The 18,681-nt window shown below is 56.7% G+C and carries 18 protein-coding genes; 5 read left to right on the top strand and 13 right to left on the bottom strand.

The genetic code is table 11. The features are described 5' to 3' along the window. Window positions 1-130: 130 nt before the first annotated feature. Complete coding sequence (locus HMPREF2765_RS02980; protein ID WP_012904008.1) at window positions 131-628, top strand: DUF2505 domain-containing protein; 498 nt, start codon at window positions 131-133, stop codon at window positions 626-628. A gap of 145 nt (window positions 629-773) precedes the next feature. Here the strand turns inward: HMPREF2765_RS02980 and HMPREF2765_RS02975 are convergent, their stop codons facing one another. The 7 genes from HMPREF2765_RS02975 to rfbB all read right to left on the bottom strand — a co-directional run bounded on the left by HMPREF2765_RS02975 (window position 774) and on the right by rfbB (window position 7,898). Beyond that, on the bottom strand, window positions 774-1,271 hold the full coding sequence (locus tag HMPREF2765_RS02975) for an FAD synthase family protein (protein ID WP_012904009.1): 498 nt from the start codon (window positions 1,269-1,271) through the stop codon (window positions 774-776). A gap of 526 nt (window positions 1,272-1,797) precedes the next feature. Next, window positions 1,798-2,268, bottom strand: a complete 471-nt coding sequence (gene sufU, locus HMPREF2765_RS02970) for a Fe-S cluster assembly sulfur transfer protein SufU (RefSeq protein ID WP_005506960.1) — start codon at window positions 2,266-2,268, stop codon at window positions 1,798-1,800. Between the two features lie 66 nt (window positions 2,269-2,334). After that, window positions 2,335-3,633, bottom strand: coding sequence for an aminotransferase class V-fold PLP-dependent enzyme (locus HMPREF2765_RS02965; protein ID WP_070604222.1), 1,299 nt, complete (start codon window positions 3,631-3,633; stop codon window positions 2,335-2,337). Window positions 3,634-3,837: 204 nt separating this feature from the next. After that, window positions 3,838-4,425, bottom strand: a complete 588-nt coding sequence (pth, locus tag HMPREF2765_RS02960) for an aminoacyl-tRNA hydrolase (protein ID WP_070604221.1) — start codon at window positions 4,423-4,425, stop codon at window positions 3,838-3,840. Between the two features lie 146 nt (window positions 4,426-4,571). Further along, the gene (locus tag HMPREF2765_RS02955) at window positions 4,572-5,231 is read right to left on the bottom strand and encodes a 50S ribosomal protein L25/general stress protein Ctc (RefSeq protein ID WP_012904012.1); all 660 of its coding nucleotides are present in this window, start codon (window positions 5,229-5,231) and stop codon (window positions 4,572-4,574) included. A 244-nt stretch (window positions 5,232-5,475) separates the two neighbouring features. Continuing rightward, the gene (rfbD, locus tag HMPREF2765_RS02950) at window positions 5,476-6,900 is read right to left on the bottom strand and encodes a dTDP-4-dehydrorhamnose reductase (RefSeq protein ID WP_070604220.1); all 1,425 of its coding nucleotides are present in this window, start codon (window positions 6,898-6,900) and stop codon (window positions 5,476-5,478) included. Continuing rightward, window positions 6,900-7,898 (bottom strand): dTDP-glucose 4,6-dehydratase, encoded by a 999-nt coding sequence (gene rfbB, locus HMPREF2765_RS02945; protein WP_070604219.1) that lies wholly within the window; start codon window positions 7,896-7,898, stop codon window positions 6,900-6,902. Before rfbB ends, rfbD begins: the two co-directional genes overlap by 1 nt. A 74-nt stretch (window positions 7,899-7,972) precedes the next feature. Here rfbB and rfbA point away from each other — a divergent pair, with 74 nt between their 5' ends. The 4 genes from rfbA (at window position 7,973) to HMPREF2765_RS02925 (ending at window position 11,677) form a co-directional block, all read left to right on the top strand. Continuing rightward, window positions 7,973-8,833: a glucose-1-phosphate thymidylyltransferase RfbA gene (gene rfbA / locus HMPREF2765_RS02940; protein ID WP_012904014.1), complete on the top strand. Its 861-nt coding sequence runs from the start codon at window positions 7,973-7,975 to the stop codon at window positions 8,831-8,833. 96 nt (window positions 8,834-8,929) lie between these two features. Further along, complete coding sequence (locus HMPREF2765_RS02935) at window positions 8,930-10,402, top strand: tyrosine-protein kinase domain-containing protein (RefSeq protein ID WP_012904015.1); 1,473 nt, start codon at window positions 8,930-8,932, stop codon at window positions 10,400-10,402. Window positions 10,403-10,514: 112 nt separating this feature from the next. Beyond that, a complete protein-coding gene (locus HMPREF2765_RS02930; RefSeq protein WP_049356079.1) occupies window positions 10,515-11,372 on the top strand; it encodes a nucleotidyltransferase family protein in 858 nt (285 codons plus the stop codon). Continuing rightward, on the top strand, window positions 11,369-11,677 hold the full coding sequence (locus HMPREF2765_RS02925) for a PqqD family protein (RefSeq protein ID WP_070507827.1): 309 nt from the start codon (window positions 11,369-11,371) through the stop codon (window positions 11,675-11,677). The genes HMPREF2765_RS02930 and HMPREF2765_RS02925 overlap by 4 nt, the downstream gene beginning before the upstream one ends. Window positions 11,678-11,766: 89 nt before the next feature. Here the strand turns inward: HMPREF2765_RS02925 and HMPREF2765_RS02920 are convergent, their stop codons facing one another. The 6 genes from HMPREF2765_RS02920 to HMPREF2765_RS02895 form a co-directional block, all read right to left on the bottom strand. Continuing rightward, window positions 11,767-13,014, bottom strand: coding sequence for a glycosyltransferase (locus tag HMPREF2765_RS02920; protein ID WP_070507830.1), 1,248 nt, complete (start codon window positions 13,012-13,014; stop codon window positions 11,767-11,769). 12 nt (window positions 13,015-13,026) lie between these two features. Beyond that, window positions 13,027-13,974, bottom strand: coding sequence for a glycosyltransferase family 2 protein (locus tag HMPREF2765_RS02915; protein WP_070604218.1), 948 nt, complete (start codon window positions 13,972-13,974; stop codon window positions 13,027-13,029). A 65-nt stretch (window positions 13,975-14,039) separates the two neighbouring features. Continuing rightward, complete coding sequence (locus tag HMPREF2765_RS02910; RefSeq protein ID WP_049352043.1) at window positions 14,040-15,080, bottom strand: glycosyltransferase family 4 protein; 1,041 nt, start codon at window positions 15,078-15,080, stop codon at window positions 14,040-14,042. A 2-nt stretch (window positions 15,081-15,082) separates the two neighbouring features. Then, window positions 15,083-16,486 (bottom strand): O-antigen ligase family protein, encoded by a 1,404-nt coding sequence (locus HMPREF2765_RS02905; protein ID WP_049352044.1) that lies wholly within the window; start codon window positions 16,484-16,486, stop codon window positions 15,083-15,085. Beyond that, complete coding sequence (locus tag HMPREF2765_RS02900; RefSeq protein ID WP_049352053.1) at window positions 16,483-17,598, bottom strand: glycosyltransferase; 1,116 nt, start codon at window positions 17,596-17,598, stop codon at window positions 16,483-16,485. The genes HMPREF2765_RS02905 and HMPREF2765_RS02900 overlap by 4 nt, the downstream gene beginning before the upstream one ends. Further along, a complete protein-coding gene (locus HMPREF2765_RS02895; RefSeq protein WP_049346745.1) occupies window positions 17,595-18,680 on the bottom strand; it encodes an acyltransferase family protein in 1,086 nt (361 codons plus the stop codon). Before HMPREF2765_RS02895 ends, HMPREF2765_RS02900 begins: the two co-directional genes overlap by 4 nt. Window position 18,681: the final 1 nt, after the last annotated feature.

Genomic DNA, 18,681 nt, shown 5'->3' with positions numbered 1-18,681 from the left:
GATGTTTTCCCTTGTTCACGGCATATTCTCAGGTGGATTCGCGTCTTTACATTGGTTGCGAAACCCCGCGCACCGTATCCTTAGTAAGGGATAATGCGCGGGGTTTTCGCGCACTACGAAAGGAACAATTATGGCAGTTCAGGAATCGACCGTTATCAACGCAAGCGTTGAGCAGGTTATCGAGGCGTTCTCTAGCGAGGATTTCGCACGCTTCGTATGCTCCGAGGTTGGCGTGGAGTTCGGTAGCTTCTCCGTTTCCGGTGACACCTCCGCCGAGTTCACCGCAACCACCGAGCGTACCGTACCCGCTGAGCGCGTGCCGGACATCGCTCGTAAGTTCGTCGGCAACGGCGTTGCTATGACCCAGATGGACACCGTAAGCGCACCGGCTGCTGACGGATCCCGCACCGTTTCTACCGAGGTCAAGGTCAACGGCGTGCCCGTGTCCGCTCAGGCTACTCAGAAGCTGACCCCCGAGGGCGAGCAGACCCGCCTGGACGTCAACGGTGAAGTCTCCTGCTCCATCCCGCTGGTGGGCAAGAAGATTGCAGCCGCTGCTGAGCCGCAGGTTGGCCGCGTGCTGAAGGTTCTGGGCTCCTCCGCTGAGAAGTGGCTGGCACAGCGCTAAAGCTTATGAGACGCTCACCTTTGAGGTGTAGCTGATATACCGCCAATATGCAGAGGATCCCCGCCGTAAGTACTTACGGCGGGGATCCTCTTTGTGTCTTTATGAGTCTTATGAGCTCTAACGCACCTATGAAGGGGTAGGAGCGTTAGGAGGCGACGGTCGCCTCGGAGTATTCGCGTTCGCCAAGCAGCTCAGCAAAGCGGCGCATCTCTACGCGCAGGTCGTGCTCTGCTTCGAGTAGGTCAACGACCTTGCGCAGCTTGGTGCTGGAGGTGTGCTCGGTGTAGGGGAAGTAGTGTACTTCCACGCCGACCTCTGCGAAGCGTGCTTCCAGGGCATTGCCCTTTTCGGTGCCCTTCCAGTCGTCGCCCTTGAAGAAGACGTTGAAGGGCTTCTGCTTCCAGGTTTCGAGCTTGTCGGGGTTGGTTTCAACGTGCACTTCGTCCACGTAGTCGATGTGGCTGACGATGGCGGCACGCTCTTCGATGGGGATGACGGGGCGACGACCCTTGGTCACTTCCAGAACGTCATCGTGCACGACGCCGGCAATGAGGTAGTCGCAGTTTTCCTTAGCCTTGCGGAGAATCTCGAGGTGGCCGTAGTGGAAAAGGTCGTAGGCGCCTGCGGCGTAGCCAATAATCATAGGGCTTCCTTGTGGTTGGTAGCGGCGATGGTTATTCCGGTGTGGTTGAAGTACCGGAGGGTGAGAAACGTATCCGCGGTCTAGGGTGAGAGCATGAGATGAAACGAAGAATGTGCAATATTGAGAAAATATTTTCTTATATTGCCCTATTTCTTCGCGCTGTTGCCTTAGAACGTGCGGGTCCGAAAAGAGTTTCTCGAGGGTGCTGGTTGGGCGCCCTTCGTCCTTTTATTTTACCAGTCACCTTTTTGAAGGAAAAAGGAAAAGATATAAATATGAGGCGGATACGGTGTAGTATCCGCCTCATATTTTCATCCTATTGATTTAAATCAAAGAAAACTTATATCAAGAAAGGGCAGGGGGTAGATTCTCAGCTCGGGTCTCGTTCGGTGCTTACCGCTAAAAGTTCATCAAAAAATATTACACATAAATGCAATATATTGTCGATGGTTCCATTCGGTATTTTCGATTGGCGTTCAAATACTAGCTACTCCCCCGCCGTTTCCACTACATTCTCAGCGAAGAGTTAGTTCTTGGCTGCCGCTTCCTTAGTGGCTTCTTCAACAGCAACCCACGAGAGCATTGCGCACTTCACGCGCGCCATGAACTTCGAAACGCCGGAGAAAGCCGCCATATCGCCGTACTCCTCTTCGTCCAGAGTCACCTTACCGCGCGAACGCAGCATCTCGCGGAACGCATCCACGTGGCTCTGCAGCTCGGAGGTGGTCATGCCGGGAGCCATTTCAGAGAGCACGGAAGCGGCAGCCATCGAAATGGAGCAACCGTCGCCTTCCCAAGAGATCGACTCGATGGTCTTCTCGCCATCCTTCAGCTCGTCAGAGAGCACCACGCGCAGGTTGATTTCGTCACCGCAGGTGGGGTTGTACTGGTGGTTATCGGCGCTTGCGTGGCCGGCGGGTACCTCTACGAGGTGCTCGCCGCTACGCTGCTTGGAATGCTCCAGAATAATTTCCTGGTACAGAGATTCAAGAGACACGGTGTTCTTCTTCCGTCAGTTGGTCTGTCTGAAAAATTGAGGCGTTATTGTCTAACGCGTCTACGTTTAGAACCCGAAGTAGGGGCGCACCTCGGCAAGTACCTTCAGGAAAGCGTCCACATCTTCGGTGGTGTTGTAGATGTAGGTGGATGCACGGGTCGAGGCGGTCACACCGGCGCAGCGGTGTAGCGGCTGGGCGCAGTGGTGGCCCACGCGCACAGCGATACCCTGGGTGTCGAGTAGCTGGCCCACATCGTGCGGGTGCACACCCTCAATGGCGAGAGCAACCAGGCCGGCACGCTTGGAGGGGTCGGCGGGGCCGAGCAGGCGCACGCCCTCAATCTTCTGAACACCCTCAACCAGGCGAGCGCCCAGTTCGTGCTCCCATGCCTCAACGTTCTCCATGCCCAAGTGCTGCAGGTAACGCACGGCGGCGGCGAAGGCGACTGCCTGCGAGACGCGCTGGGTACCCGCTTCAAACTTGATGGGGGCGGGCATGTATTCGGCATCCTGCAGACCCACGCGGGTAATCATGGAGCCACCGGTCAGGAAGGGTGGCAGGGCCTCAAGCAGTTCGGCACGACCGTAGAGGGCGCCAATGCCGGTGGGAGCCAGCATCTTGTGGCCGGAGAACGCCGCAAAGTCGACGTCCAGGGCGTGGAAGTCTACGGGCATGTGCGGCACGGACTGGCAGGCATCCAGCACAACGAGAGCGCCGTGCTTACGAGCCATGGCGACCATGCGGGGCACATCGGTAATCGCGCCGGTCACATTCGAGACGTGGGTGAACGCCACGATGCGGGTCTTCTCGTTGATGATGCCCTCGGCAGCAGCGTAGTCGAGCTGACCGTCCTCGGTGGAGGGGATGTGGCGCAGAGTTGCGCCGGTTCGCTGAGCAAGAATCTGCCAGGGAATGAGGTTCGCGTGGTGCTCAATCTCGGTGGTGACAATTTCGTCGCCAGGGCCCAGTGCGAAACGCTCAGCAGCCGGACCGCCGATACCCTGAGAGGCGTTGCCAATGGAGTAGGCGACCAGGTTCAGCGCCTCGGTTGCATTAGAGGTCCACACGAGCTCTTCATCAGTGGCGCCAACGAAGTTCGCAACGGTGATGCGCGCGTCCTCGAACAGGTCGGTTGCCTCAACCGCGAGGGTGTGTGCGCCACGGTGTACAGCAGAGTTAGCGTGCAGGTAGAAGTTACGTTCAGCGTCGAGCACCTGAAGCGGTTTCTGACTGGTCGCCCCCGAATCCAGGTAGACCAAGGGATGCCCGTTGACCTCAGTGTTGAGGATCGGGAAGTCCTGGCGAAGCTGGCGTACGATCTCGTCGCTCAGCGGGGTGTTGGCGGGGGTGGAGTATTCAGCCACGGGTACCTTCTTCTCTCGCTTATACGCTCCACGGGTCGGGTATTTTCCCGTCGTGGAGCGTATAACGTCATTCTTTTCTAGCTTATTCCCTCACCGGGCTCTTGCATAGTTAGGTAGAGCCTAGTTCACACATCGGCCCGCATCATGCATTACCCCAGTTCAGTGTTGACCCAGTTCAGTGTTTACCCGGCACGGGTCATACGGCTAGGAACCTGCGCCGTGGTAGCGCTGCTGGGTTGCCAGCAGGCCTTCCTTTACGAGCATCATGGTTGCATCCGCTGCGTTTGAGATGAGGAAGGGCAGGTCCTTCGCTTCAGTGCTACTGAAGGGCTTGAGCACGAAGTCTGCGGTGTCCATGCGTCCGGGAGGACGACCGATGCCGGTGCGAACACGGTAGTAGTCCTTGGTGCCCAGCGCCTTGGTGATATCGCGCAGACCGTTGTGGCCGCCCTCTCCCCCACCGATCTTGAGCTTAATGGTGTCGAAGGGGATATCCAGTTCATCGTGCACCGCGATGATACGGTCGGGGTTAATATCGTAGAACTGGGCTAGAGCCGATACCGGGCCGCCCGAGGTGTTCATATAGGTCAGGGGCTTGGCCAGCACTACCTTGGGTCCGTCTATACCCAAACGTCCTTCCAGCACCTGGGCGCGCGCGCGTCCGTGCTTCTTGAAGCCACCGCCTACTTCACGCGCCAGTTCATCAACCACCATCTGGCCGATGTTATGGCGGGTTTTCTCGTACTCCGGGCCCGGGTTCCCCAGACCAACAATGAGCCACGCATCAGACATATCTTCGCCCTTTCCACGGCGCTGTAAAAGGTTTTTAGAAAATTCATGGACTACACCATTCTATGAGTATGGCCCGCTACCACCTCAGAAGAGAGGTAGCGGCGGGCCATCCACAAATCATTGTTGCGCTAGGCGCAGGGCGCGGTCTAGTGCTTTGAGTTATCTGAGTCGTGAGCTTCGCCAGCCTGATCTGATTCCTCGGAAGCTTCAACGATGTCACCCTCGGGTGCGTTTTCGCCTTCTTCACCGGGCTCGGGAACGTCGAGTTCCTCGGGCTCAGAAACGTTAACGATCAGCAGTTCAGCGTCTGCAACCAGGGTTACGCCTGAGGGCAGTTCAACGTCTGATGCCAGAACGTGAGCGCCAGCTTCGCGGCCTTCGATGCTCACGGTCAAAGCTTCGGGTGCCTTCAGTGCGTCAGCTTCAACCAGAAGAACGGTTTCTTCCTGGTTAGCAACGGCGCCAACAGCAGGCTCGCCTTCAACGTGTACAGGAACCTCAATCTCAACGCGCTCGCCGCGCTTAACGGTCAGCAGGTCGATGTGCTGCAGTTCAGGGCGGATTGCGTGACGCTGGATGTCCTTGATCATTGCGAGGTGTGATTCACCTTCGATGTCGAGGTCGAGGATAGCGTTGGGGACGCGGGCAGCCAGGGTGGTTGCGTGGCCGGGGAGTACTACGTGCTTGGGCTCTTCGCCGTGGCCGTAGATGACGGCGGGGATGTCGCCTGCCATGCGGATGCGGCGCGCGTAGCCCTTGCCGAAGTCGCTACGTACGGTAGCTGAAATTTTGATGGTATCTGACATGAGTTGTCCACCCTTTCTTGGTTAGAAGTTATGCGCCAAGTGGAATAGGGACTGGCGCCAGAAATCTCTTTCCAACCAGCCACCGTCAGTTACGGACCTACACGTTTCGTGTATTCCACCGCCTTGGCCAAGACAATATTGTACAGGTTCCCGGCTCTTCTTCAAGGGCCGGGAACCTGTGATATGGCGCTTTTCACGCCTTTTATGCTGTTATCAGCAGATATTAGGACCAAATCCTAGAGGATTAGGAACCCATTTCTGCAAGGTAGGCGGCGAGCGCCTCGCGGTGATCGCGCGGGGTGAAGCCTGCAGCAATCAGCTTGGACAGGTCCATTGCCGAGTTCGTCGGACGGTGAGCGAAGAGCTCAGCGTTGGCGAAGTATTCCTCGGTGGTGGTGTCGCTGACTCGTGCCGGGTCGTGGCCGGTGCCCTCGTACACTGCACGAGCGAACTGTGCCCAGTTGATGACTTCACCGGTGTTCGACACGTTGTAGGTGCCGTATTCAGCGCCGGAGAAGAGCAGGTGCAGGGCAGCTGCTGCCAGGTCCTGGGTGAAGGTCGGGCGGCCCCACTGGTCGGCGACCACGGACGGGTCGATACCGCGCTCAGCCAGGGATGCCATGGTGCCAACGAAGTTCTTGCCGGCGCCAACAACCCAGCTGGTGCGCAGGGTGTAGTGCTTACGCCATGCGGCAGCGGCAACCTCACCGGCAGCCTTGGACGCGCCGTAGACGCTCAGCGGTGCCAGCGGGTGGTCCTCCGGGTACTCCTCGCCCAGGGGCAGGGAACCGTCAAAGACGTAGTCGGTGGATACGTGAACCAGCGGCAGGTTAGCTTCTTCACAGATAGAGGCAAGAGCGCTCACACCCAGGGCGTTAGCTGCCCAGGCTTCACGGCGACCCTCGGGGGTTTCTGCCTGATCCACTGCGGTGTACGCTGCAGCGTTGATGACCGCGCGGAAGGAGCGCCAACGGAATGCGTCGCGCCACTGCTCGGGCTTGCCCAGGTCGAGGCGGTCGCGATCCACAGCCAGGAAGGGTACGTTCTGCTCGGTGAGCTGGCGAACCAGCTCGGTGCCGAGCTGACCGCCCGCGCCAATGATCAGGATCGGGTCGGCTTCCAGGGGCTTGATCTCGTTCAGACGCGGGTGGTTACGGTCCTTCTCGGAGAGCTCTGCCTTCGCCAGGTCGATGGGCCAGTCGATTGCGACGGTCTCATCGGCAAGGTTCAGGAAGCTGTAGCCGGATACTGCGTCCGCCGACCAGTGGTCGTTCACCAGGTAGGTGTAGGCGGTGTTCTCTTCCAGGGTCTGGAAGGAGTTACCCACGCCGCGGGGCACGAAGATTGCGGTGTCCGGGCCCAGCTCCACAGTGACGACCTTGCCGAAGGACTCGCCCGCACGCAGGTCAACCCACGCACCAAAGATACGGCCGGTCGCAACAGAAACGTACTTATCCCACGGCTCGGCGTGGATACCGCGAGTGGTACCTACCGAAGCGTTGAACGAGATGTTGTTCTGCACCGGGTTGAAGTCGGGCAGACCGGCGGCGAGCATCTTCTCGCGCTGCCAGTTTTCCTTGAACCAGCCGCGGTTATCGCCGTGAACCGGCAGGTCAATAATGAGCAGACCCGGAATCTCGGTTTCAGTAACCTTCAATTCCTTAGTCATTACTGGCCAGCCTTTGCGTACTTAGCCTCAACCTCAGCCTTCAGAGGCTCCCACCAGCCGCGGTTCTCGGTGTACCACTTAATGGTGTCGGCAAGACCGGACTCGAAGTCGGTGAACTTCGGCTCCCAGCCGAGCTCTGCACGCAGGCGGCTACCGTCGATTGCGTAGCGCAGGTCGTGACCGGGGCGGTCAACCACGTGCTCGAAGTCGTTCTCGTCCTTGCCCATTAGGCGCAGGATGGTGCGCAGAACGGTGATGTTGTTCTCTTCGCCGTCTGCACCGATGAGGTAAGTTTCGCCAATCTTGCCCTGCTCCAGGATGCGCAGCACAGCAGAAGAGTGGTCGGATGCGTGAATCCAGTCACGAACGTTCAGGCCCTCGCCATACAGCTTCGGGGTCAAACCCGAGAGGATGTTAGTGATCTGGCGGGGGATGAACTTCTCGATGTGCTGGTAGGGGCCGTAGTTGTTGGAGCAGTTAGAGATGGTTGCTTCAATACCGAAGGAGCGGACCCATGCGCGCACGAGCAGATCGGAGCCTGCCTTAGTGGAGGAGTAAGGGGAAGAGGGGTTGTAGGGGGTGGTTTCGGTGAACTTTGCCGAATCGTCCAGCTCGAGGTCGCCGAAGACCTCGTCGGTGGAGATGTGGTGGTAGCGAGTGCCGTGCTTACGGACTGCTTCCAGAAGGCTGAAAGTACCGATGAGGTTAGTGTGGATGAACGGTTCGGGGTTGGACAGGGAGTTGTCGTTGTGCGATTCCGCAGCGTAGTGAACGACAGCATCTGCCTTGCCGACCAATTCGTCAGCCAGCTCGCGGTCGGCGATGTCGCCTACGACGAGCTTAAAGCGGGATTCGGGAAGACCCTCCAAAGACGCAGCATTTGCGGCGTAGGTCATCTTATCCAGCACAGTAATAGTGTGATCAGTGTTATCGATGAGGTGGTGAACAAAGTTCGAACCAATAAAACCGGCACCGCCGGTAACAAGAATGTGAGCCATACGGTAGATTTTACCTGGCTAAACAGTGATTTTTATGCCTCAACAAAGAGATAAACATGACACAATAAGAAGTTATGAAGGGAATTATTCTTGCCGGCGGTACCGGAAGCCGTTTGCACCCTATCACTCAGGGTATTAGCAAGCAGCTCACTCCGGTCTATGACAAGCCGATGATTTACTACCCGCTGTCCACTCTCATGCTGGCGGGTATCCGCGATATTTTGATTATTACCACTCCTGCCGACCAGGAGCAGTTCCAGCGACTGCTCGGTGACGGCTCCCGTTTCGGTATTAATCTCGAATACAAGGTGCAGCCTTCCCCGGACGGCCTGGCACAGGCATTTATTCTGGGTGCCGACTTTATTGGCAATGACCCTGTAGCGCTCGTGCTCGGTGACAATATCTTCTACGGTCCCGGCCTGGGTACTCAGCTTGCCACCTACGAGCAGAAGGACGGCGCAACCGTCTTCGCTTACCGGGTTGCTGATCCTCGCGCCTACGGCGTGGTGGAGTTCGACGAGAACTTCAACGCACTGTCCATCGAAGAGAAGCCCGAGAACCCCAAGAGCGACTACGCTATTCCGGGTCTGTACTTCTACGACTCCAAGGTTGTAGAGTATGCACGTCAGATTAAGCCTTCTCCGCGCGGTGAGTTGGAAATCACTGACCTCAACCGCGTCTACCTGGAACAGGGTAAACTGAAGGTTGAGGTTCTGCCTCGCGGTACCGCGTGGCTCGATACCGGAACCTTTGATTCACTCGCTGATGCCACTAACTTCATCCGCACTGTTCAGAGCCGTCAGGGCCTGTCAGTTGGTTGCCCGGAGGAAATTGCGTGGCGCCACGGTTGGCTCTCCGATGAGCAGTTGCGCGACATTGCTACCCCGCTTGTTAAGAGCGGTTACGGTAGCTACCTGCTCGGATTGCTCCGCTAATAAACACCAGGGGATTTTCGTATCCCTTCACCGCCTGCAACAACACTCCACGTTGCAGGTACACTAACTCAAACTTTCTGGAGTATTCTCACTACCATGACCATTTTGGAATTTTTCCGCACCACGAGGGCTAACCTCTGGCTGCTGATTATTGGCATCGTTGTCGGTGCCGCAGCGGGCTTCGGCTATGCCTCTCTCCAGCCGAGGGTCTACGCTGCTTCGTCCTCGGGCTACGTGACCGTGGGCGAGTCCGGTACGGTGGATGTTCTCTCCGGCTCTACAGCCGCTAAGGAGCGCGCTCGTTCCTACGCTGCTATCGTCTCCTCTGAGGCCGTGGCACAGAAGATTAAGCAGAACAACCCCGAACTCTCCATGACTACCGGGCAGATTCGTGCAAGCCTCACTGCAACTGCGGGTGATAACGCCGCGCTGATTACCGTGAGCGCGCAGGCTTCTTCCCCGAAGAACGCACAGTTGCTCGCTAACGGTGCGTTGCAGGCTACCGCCGACTACATCAAGGAGATTGAGCAGAACCCCGGTAATGCTCAGGCTCTGGTAAACGGCGAAAACACCGGTGCATCCCCGACTGGCGGCAACACCGTTCGCGTGATTCCGCTGAATAACGCAAGCGTGAACCCGCCGCTGGTAGCTCCGAATTACCAGCAGAACACTCTTATCGGTGCTGGCACCGGTTTGGTTCTGGTCTACGCTGCAATCTTCCTGCGCCGCGCACTGGATCAGCGCATCCGCACTCGTGACGATGCTACCAAGGCAACCGGCGCGAGCATCCTGGGTGTTCTGCCCGTCAGTGACGACCTGAACGAAGAAAACATCGTTAACGGCAACACCGACGACCACATCGCACAGGAATCCATTCGTCAGTTGCGCACCAACCTGCGCTTCGTGAACGTTGACACTCCCCCGCGTTCGTTCATCGTCACCTCCGCAGTGCCCGGTGAAGGTAAGTCTACCGTGTCGCTGTCGCTGGCTCGCGCAATGGCTGATGCGGGTTCGCCCGTCATCCTCATTGACGCCGACCTGCGCCGCCCGACCGTGGCTAAGAAGCTGAAGCTCGACGCTAAGGTCGGTCTGACCCAGGTTCTGGCTGGTCAGGTTGAGATTGCTAACGCTGTGCACCAGCTGGGTGATTCGAACCTCTTCGTCCTGCCTGCAGGCCGTATCCCCCCGAACCCCTCCGAACTTCTGGGTTCGGATAAGATGCGCCAGCTGATTAACGAGCTCTCCGAAGAGTTCATCGTGGTCGTTGACGTTCCGCCGCTGTTGCCCGTGACCGACGCTTCGCTGCTCTCCCACTCCGTGGATGGCGTGATCCTCGTTGGTTCTATCGGCCGAAGCCACCGTGAGCAGATGACCGAGGCTGCCAACATCCTGAAGAAGGTCAACGCTAACCTCCTCGGTATGGTTCTGAACCGTGCACCCCGTAAGGGTCTGGGTAACTCCTACTACGGCTTCGGCTACGCAAGCGCCTACGTTGGTTATGCAACCTACTACGGTTACGGCAAGGACGGCGACAAGAAGTCGTCAAAGAAGTCCTCGGCTAAGAAGTAATAACGTAATAAGCGCCCTAAATTATAGGGAGCGACTTAGGGCGGGATGGGCAGTATTTTCTGTCTGTCCCGCCTTATACTTATCTGGTATACATGTGCACCGAAAGGCTATTGTGACCACTCACTCATCCAATACCCCGGAGCCGCAGACTACTCCGCTCGCGGCACGGATTCGGCTTGCGCACGCCTACTTCCAGCGAATTGCCGACATGCACTCCATCGATATTCTGCATGTCAAAGGCTACGCTTTCTCCCAGGAAATTTACCGCAAGGGCAGGTACAGCTCCGACGCTGACCTGCTCGTCCGTCCCTCTCACGTGGACCGCTTTGTAGAGATCCTTCTGGCAGATGGATGGCGTATCCAAGCCCACTTCGAAACAGGTTCCGTGTTCGAGCACGCGATGACGCTCTACCACGCTTCATGGGGCCTGACCGATATTCATCGTTTCTTCCCCGGTCTGGGACGCCACGGCGACTACGAGAAGGCGTTTGACCGCATCTGGGCAGCGCGCAAGACCCGTATGATTGCACACCGCCCCTGCACTGTCCCCAGTGACCTGGACGCGCGTCTTCTCGTGGTGCTTCACCGCGCCCGCGCTGCCTCACGTTACAGCGCAGATATTAACTACCTGGTCTCCCTGCTCTCGTACAGCGATTGGCAGCGCCTGCGAGCCCGCGCGGAAGAGCTTGACTCCTCCCTCGCATATAGCGCGGCTATGGGCGGTCTGGAGCAGTACCGTGACGACCGAGACTACCTGCTGTGGCTGTCGGTCTCGCAGGATGTGCCCCACTACATTCAGTGGATTGGGCGTTTGCAGTCGGCATCCACCCTGCACGATAAGCTGCGCACCCTCAAAAATATTTTCTTTGTGAACAAGGACCATTTGGCGATGCAGCTGGGACGCACCCCCACTAAGGCAGAGATACGTGCAAAGTTCTTTGAGCGTTTCGGAATCAAGGTGAAAAAATGAGCAATCCGGTAGATTCCCGTCAGACCGTCTACGGTATTCCCGAGAACATCGCGTACGTTCATTCTGAAGAGTTCGCTAAGTACTCCCCCACGGCAACTTATCTCGCGAATCTTGCCAACGGGGAGCTGTCTGTCCTTCAGGACTCAGCCTCCATTATTTGGAGTATTTTTGAAGACCCGATGTCTCTGCAGGAGGCTATCGACGTGCTCTGCGAGATGTATGAACAGCCCGTAGAGACTATGGGGCCGCAGATTGAGGGTTTTATTCCCGAGTTGCTCTCCAAGGGGCTCCTAGAGGCCCGCTAAGGCCTCCAGAAGGCGCAAAGAAGGCGGGGCGGTAGAAAAAAACCTTAGTTTCTACCGCCCCGCCTTCTTCTATGAGCCGTTGAGCTCTTTTAGTCTTCAGGCAGAGCCTGCACGTACATCTTCAGGCGGCTGATGAAACGAGCCTCCGAGAAGCCATCAACGTGCTCACGGATGTAGTCGGCATCCCAGTCATCCGGATTGAAAGCCTTGAGGGCTTCCACCAGCTGTTCCACAGTCGGCTGGTTGATGAACATGCCGGTCTTACCTTCCTGAATGGTATCCAGGAAGCCACCCGCACGGTAGGCAATCACGGCCTTGCCGCTAGCGCCCGCCTCCAGCGGGGTAATACCGAAGTCCTCATAAGAGATAGCCAGCAGCGCCAAGCAGTGACGGTACGCGTAACGAAGCTGCGCATCCGAGACACCCGAAGCAATACGAACAGTCGGGCCAGCAAGGGCCTCCAGGCGTTCCTTCTCCGGGCCGCGACCAATCACCAGCAGCTTCTTACCCAACTCATTACACGCCTCAACAGCCTTATCAACATTCTTGTAGGGCAGCAGACGCGAAACAATCAGGAAGTAATCGTCCGATTCGGTAAACTCTTCCAGACCCGGAATAGGCTCAACCGGTGCGGTGGCGTCTACCGAGTGCGGCGGGAAGAAAATCGGAACGTCCTTCTTACCGTAGACGTTCTCAATACGCTTCTTAATCACGCTCGCATTCGCCACGTACACCGCCGAACAGTGAGCCGCCCAGTGATCCCACAGCATCAGTGCAGGACGCAGAGTCTTCAGCAGCAACGGCACGGGACCGGTGCTCTTCTCACCCAGGTACTGATCGCTCAGGTACAGCCAACGCGCCGGCGAATGGCAGTAAATGAACTTACGACCAGCAAAGTTGAAGCCGTGCGCCCAGCCGGTCGTCGACACCACAGCACGCTCAGCCGGCACCTTCAAGAGAGAAGAAGCAAACGGCAGAATCGGCAGAGCCATACGGTGGTTACGACGCAGGTAGCCAATCTTGTTCAGCGGACTCGTGATAATCTTCGCGTCCTTGAACTCGGGGAAGGTGCCCTCCGGGTCGTACAGAGTCGTGTAAATCGGTGCATCCGGGAACGCACGGTGCATTGCCAGCACAACACGCTCCGCACCGCCGCGCTGAGTCAGGTAGTCGTGGGCAATTGCAATCTCTTCAGTAGCCTCAGGCTTCACCAGCGGCACGTAACGACGCACCAGGCGGCCAAGCTTCTTGAGGCTCTTCGGGATATCCGCAAGCACCGCGTCAGGGTTCTTCGGCCCGGTAAACGGAGCGGAGGTCAAGAGCTGAGTGAGTGACATTTTCTTTTCCTCCTAGAAAACTTTCTGAGCTCGCTCAGGATAGTGAATACCGGCGTAAGATGCAGCCTCAACCTGCAGTGCCACAAGCTTCTCAGCCGCCTTAGCCGGCAGCTTGAGCAGAATCTTATCGCTCGCATCCCCCAGAGCCTTGATGGTCTTCTCGGTGGTGAAACGAGCGAGGGTCTTGACCAAGAAACCCCAGGGACCGGTCGGGTTCGGGGCAGGGTGCGCCGCATCGCCGTGCTTACGCACGAAGATGGTGCGAGCAGAACCCGAGTGTAGGGCACGCAGGGCACGCACCGCAGTGGTGGTAGCCTCAGCATAGTGCTTGACTTCAACCTCATCAGAGATGATGATGCGGCCACCAGCGTCATGGACCATTTTGCCCATGTCTACGTCTTCCCACCCGTAGAGGCGGTACGCAGGGTCGTATCCGCCAGTACGGTCAAAGTACTCCGCAGAGATAGAAGAGTTGCCGTTCCAGTACAGCCAACGGCCTTCTTCAGCTACGCTGAGGGCTCCCTCCTTGAATCGGGCATCGCGGAAGTTACCGTACACACGAGAATAGGGAGTGTCCGGGTACACGTTCTTCAAGGTACCAATCACACCGTCATAATCACGGTGCAGGCGAATCTGCGCCTCGACATAGTCGGATGCCGGCTCAAGATCGTCATCACAACGGATGAGGATATCCGCATCAGCCGCACGGTGACCAGCGTTCAGCGCTGCCACACGACCGCGGTTCTCCTCGAAAACAATCTTGGTCAGGTTCAGCTTGCCTTCCGCAATGTAGCGGTCAAGCACAGCTTCGCTGTTGTCAATATCGCCGTCGAGGACCACGATAACCTGGAAGTCCTTCTCGGTCTGGGCGGCAAGCGCATCCAGCGGGTAGTGCAGAATATCTGCACCACCGCGAGAGGGAATGATAACCGCAGCCTTGTAGCGGTGGGTAGTCGTCATAATTTTCCTTCGGGGTTTGAGTGAGAGGATATCCGTTGGGAATGGCCTATACGTTTAGAGGCACCTTAGCGGATAAAACGTTCCAGGATCTCACCGACACGGACCTGACCAGCCTCAGGCGAATAGTTCTCCTGCCAACGCCAGAACAGCTCGGAGGTTCGCTCCGCCAGGGCATCCGTATCTTCTCGAAGCTCAGTACCCAGGCTCTTAATGGCCTGTGCAAGAGCTACCGGCTGATCAGCAGGCACAACGTACGGGTACGACGCGCCGCCCAGCACCTCCGACAGAGCACCAGCATCACTGACAACCACAGGGACGCGCGCGCTCATCGCTTCAGCGACCACCAAGCCAAAGGACTCAGGGGCAATCGAAGGTACAACAAGCATGTCAATGTCACCGAAAAGACGGTCTGGGGTAGTCCAGCCCAAACGCGTGCTGAACGTAGCAACACGGGCTAGGGCGTCCTCAACCTCAGCACGTTCTTCATCAGTTGCGAAGACAGGCTCGCCACCAATCACCAGGTCGTATTCAATGCCGTTAGCGTTCAAGGAGCTCATCGCCTGGCACAGGGTTGCAATACCCTTGGACGGGGTCAAACGTCCCAGGTAACCGATACGGAGGCGTCGCTCCCCCACCCGGTGATCCAGCTCAGTGGACACACCACTGACCCAGTTCGCGAACAGCTCGCTACCGGGGCAGGCACGAGCCACATAGCGGCTAGGCACCAGGGTGACAGACGCCTTATGGCGGGCAAAGGGTACGAGCTTCGCGTTCACACCGGTAGGCAGCTGGTGCAGGTGCACGATGCGGTTCTTACGGCCGCCCGTTGCCGCTGCGGGAACCAGACCATTGCACCACAACAGAACGTCCTTATGGCGAGCGTGCCAGCTACGCAGAGCCACCATGTACTGTGCGCGGTTCTTAGCCGGCAAGACAATGCGGGGGAACCCCTCATCCGCAGCAGCTTCTACAAGCTGCTTCGGCTCGGAAGGACCCACAATAGTGACCTTGTAGCCAAGGCTACGGGCTGCGCGAGCAATATTCAGGAGCATGACCTCGCCGCCACCTATGTCACCGTTATTGGTAGCTATATAAAGCTCTTTCATCGTTATATTTTCCTTGCCCGCTGGCGGATAGAACTGACGTCAAACGATTTAGAAGTAGTCGGCTTCTTAGGCGTTTCTTGGGGGGGTACAGAGACAGGAGCTTCTTGCTCGATGAGCTTGCCGTTCTGCGGCTCAGGTTTTTCATCACTGCTCTGCACCTTCTGCATAGCACCTGGTTCATGATGACCGCTATCCGAAGCGTCCAGATCCTTATCCGGGTTCAGGTACAGCAGTGCAAGACCCACCACGATAGCCCACGGCACAGTCAGAATCACCTCACCAAGACGCTGGGAGGTAATAATGATAATCACCATTGCGGCTTCGGCAATAACAATGCGCTGAGCACGCGGCTGCTTCCAGATGAATGCGGCAGAAATCATCAAGGATACAATCACAATCATATAGAGCCATCCAGCCTCCTGGACCAGCGTCATATATGAGTTATGGAAGTAAAAGTATCGATCTTGTAGTGGAACCTGTGCAGTACCCAGACCGCCGCCGTACCACGGAACCACATCAATCATGCGGTACATTCCTTCATCAATTCGCTGACGCAATAGGTCACTACCGAGTCGATCCGCGAAAGCACCAGCACGCGCGAAATTATCTTCCAGGTAGTTCACGCCTAGATAAAACAGATACGCCAGAACAGCTTTGCCGAAGAGATTCAGGCGGTAGGAGAAGTACAGCCACAGGACGGCGAATGCATACGCAGCCAATGAAGTACGAGAACCAGTCAACCACAACATGCCCGCAGTAATAGCGATAGCGACAAGGCGGTGACTTGTCTTTCTGACCATGGCGACAAAGAGGAAACCGAAAAGCGCATAGTACAGACCCGATTGGTTCTTATCATTGAGCCAACCGGTCAACGTACCGCCATAGTTATCAGGTGCTATACCCGCATAGAAGCCAATGACGTTGACCAAGAGGCCAAAGGCCACACCAAACAGTAGAGAACGGATATCAATCTTCTTCTGCGCAATCTGCAGAGCAAGCAGTACCACAACCGCCATACGCACAGCACGACGAATCGCATACTCAACAGGGAAGCTATTGAACGTCAAAGTCTCGAATAGTGCCCAACCAATGGCTAGCAGAAGAATCGTAAAGAATAGCCCGTTGTAGGTGTTCTCGATTTTGGCAGGCTTAGTCAAGTTGTAGAGTACAAGCACCATCACCACGACAGTTCCCACCGGCATAGCAAAAAACGCTGTTGTAATACCAATAAAAATCAGGCCAAACCCTGCCCAGAAGTCGAGCATTGACAGTTTCGAAACACTACTAGCAAGGTATTTCGCTTCAGTCTTCGTAGCCTGTCCAAAACGAGTAGCATTGCTCGAAGAGGTACCTGCGGAAGCTGGGTACTTAGTTCCAGATGCAGGTTGAGAGTGAGCTGCAGTCATTTCTTCTCCAAAGTACGAGCGTATATCTCAGTAGTTTGAGCAGCCATCTGCTCATTCGAGATCCAGGTGAAAGGCTCAGACTCGCCCTTCAGCAGCTGCTGGCGCATAGCCTGCAGAACATCCTGAGTCAGGGTTGCACTCTGGCGGTCCACCAGCTCGTCGGCACCCAGAATCTCCGGGTTGCCGCCCACAGCGGTAGCGACCGTCTTCAGGCCGGCTGCCTTAGCATCCAGCAGAGTGTAGGAGCAGTTCTCCCACACCGACAGCTGAACAATCATGTCGCTACGGCCCATCGCCTCAATCGGGTTAACGAAACCGCTGAAGGTCACCGAATCACCCAGGTTCAGACGCTGCGCCTGAGCCTGCAACTCGGACGCCAAATCGCCAGAGCCCGCAATCTCAAGATGAGCCTGCGGGTAATCAGCACGAAGCTGCGCAAAAGCATCCAGCAACACGTCAATACCCTTCTCAGGGGACAGACGAGACAGCGAAAGAATACGCGGACCGCCCTCGGCAGGTACACGCTGCTGCTCAACAGCCGCGCGCACCTCAGGGATATCCACGCCGTTGTACACCAGCTCCACGCCGCGAGCGCCCCACTTGGCACGCATCTGATCAGCGGTGGAACGGGAAACAGCAATCGCCTGGTCGGTGCCCCACAGGCGCACACGGTGTACGGTTTCCATGAGCTTAGAACGCCAGGAGCTGCCGTGGTACACCGAATCATTACCGGCGATACCGTGTTCAGTGGTCAGAAGCTTCGGCACGCAGGTGCCGCGCTTGATAACGCTACGGATGCGTAGCGCGTTGACTACAGCGGTCGCTACAACGTCCGCATACGCCAGGTGGCTGTGCACAATATCCGGGCGAAGCTGCTCAACAGCCTTCTGCAGAGAAACAAAGGAAGTCTTAAAACCGTAGTCGGGGCCGAACTCAGCCTTGATGACGGTGACGCCCAGTTCCTCAAGGCGGCTCGTGAGCTTACCTTCGGGTGCGAGAACCACCAGGTTAAAGCCGGGGAGCCCGGCACGTGCCATATCGACAACGTGCCGAGCTACTCCACCAAAATCGGGAACCGGAACGACCCAAAGAGCCGTTGGTGTAGAGGTCATGCCTTAGTCAACTTTCGAGTGAGGAAAGAACGGAAGGATGCAGAAACCTTAGTTTCAATGGAAATATGCACCAGGTAGGCGAAGCAAATCACCAAAACCAATGCAATAATACGTGCTCCCCAGGGGCCAGCCACCGGGTAGAACATATCAACAAGCATATAACCGACCATAGCGTGGCCCAAGTACAGGGGGTAGGAAATACGCCCCAAGAAATTCAGCGGACCCTTCGAAAGTACCGGAACGTTCTTCAGGTATACAACGATGAAGAACACCAGACTAATCAGTGCCACACCGATTCCATGAGCAAGATCATGCATCAGTGCTGCGTTGAGGGAAGCCAGAATCGCAAAGTACGGAATATGCCAGGTGAACTTCCGATCATGGCTGTACATGAAGAACACCATGCCCAGGCTAAAGAGCGAGGAGTGCTCCGCAACAGCAGCCCACACAATCATCTTCGGTGCTCCACCGAGAGAAGCCTCCGGGTGGAAGAGCAAACACAGAACCGTACCGATAACCGACCAGGTGAGCAGAATCGTAGTCAGTTCCCTACGGTAGATCTTTCCCTTCCGGATAATCAGGTACAGGGCAACCATCACGTAGAACTGCAGCTCCACTGCCAGGGTCCAGTACACCTGATCCACGTTATCCACACGCAGGAAGCGTTGCAGCATCGTCGTGTTAATCAGGGTCTGCGGAATCGTAATATGGCGTCCGGGGTTTCCGTAGATGAAATACACCAGAGCCGATACAGCCAGCGCGAACCAATAGGTCGGGTAAATACGAGAAAAACGCGAAATAGCGAACTTCAGCGCAGACCCGCTCTTGATGGCACTGAGCAGAATTACGAAACCAGAAATGATGAAGAAGAGCTGAACACCCAACTCGCCCAGAGGAATGTCATAGGGCGAAGGAGCAGTCCGCGGATAGTTCTCCGTAGCAGGAACACCCAGGTGATAAATCACCACAGTAATAGCAGCCAGGCCACGGAACCCGTCCAGCTCCCGGAAACGCCCGGGAGTGATGAAGTCCTGATCTAGAACTTCACCCTCCCGAGCTTTTACGGTCTGAGACTTGGCCATA

Origin of the sequence: Rothia sp. HMSC062H08 (assembly GCF_001810775.1) — a bacterium.
In the GTDB taxonomy this organism is placed as follows: domain Bacteria; phylum Actinomycetota; class Actinomycetes; order Actinomycetales; family Micrococcaceae; genus Rothia.
The sequence above is the reverse complement of the archived record's forward strand: the minus strand, read 5'-3'. Positions and strand labels throughout refer to the sequence as shown.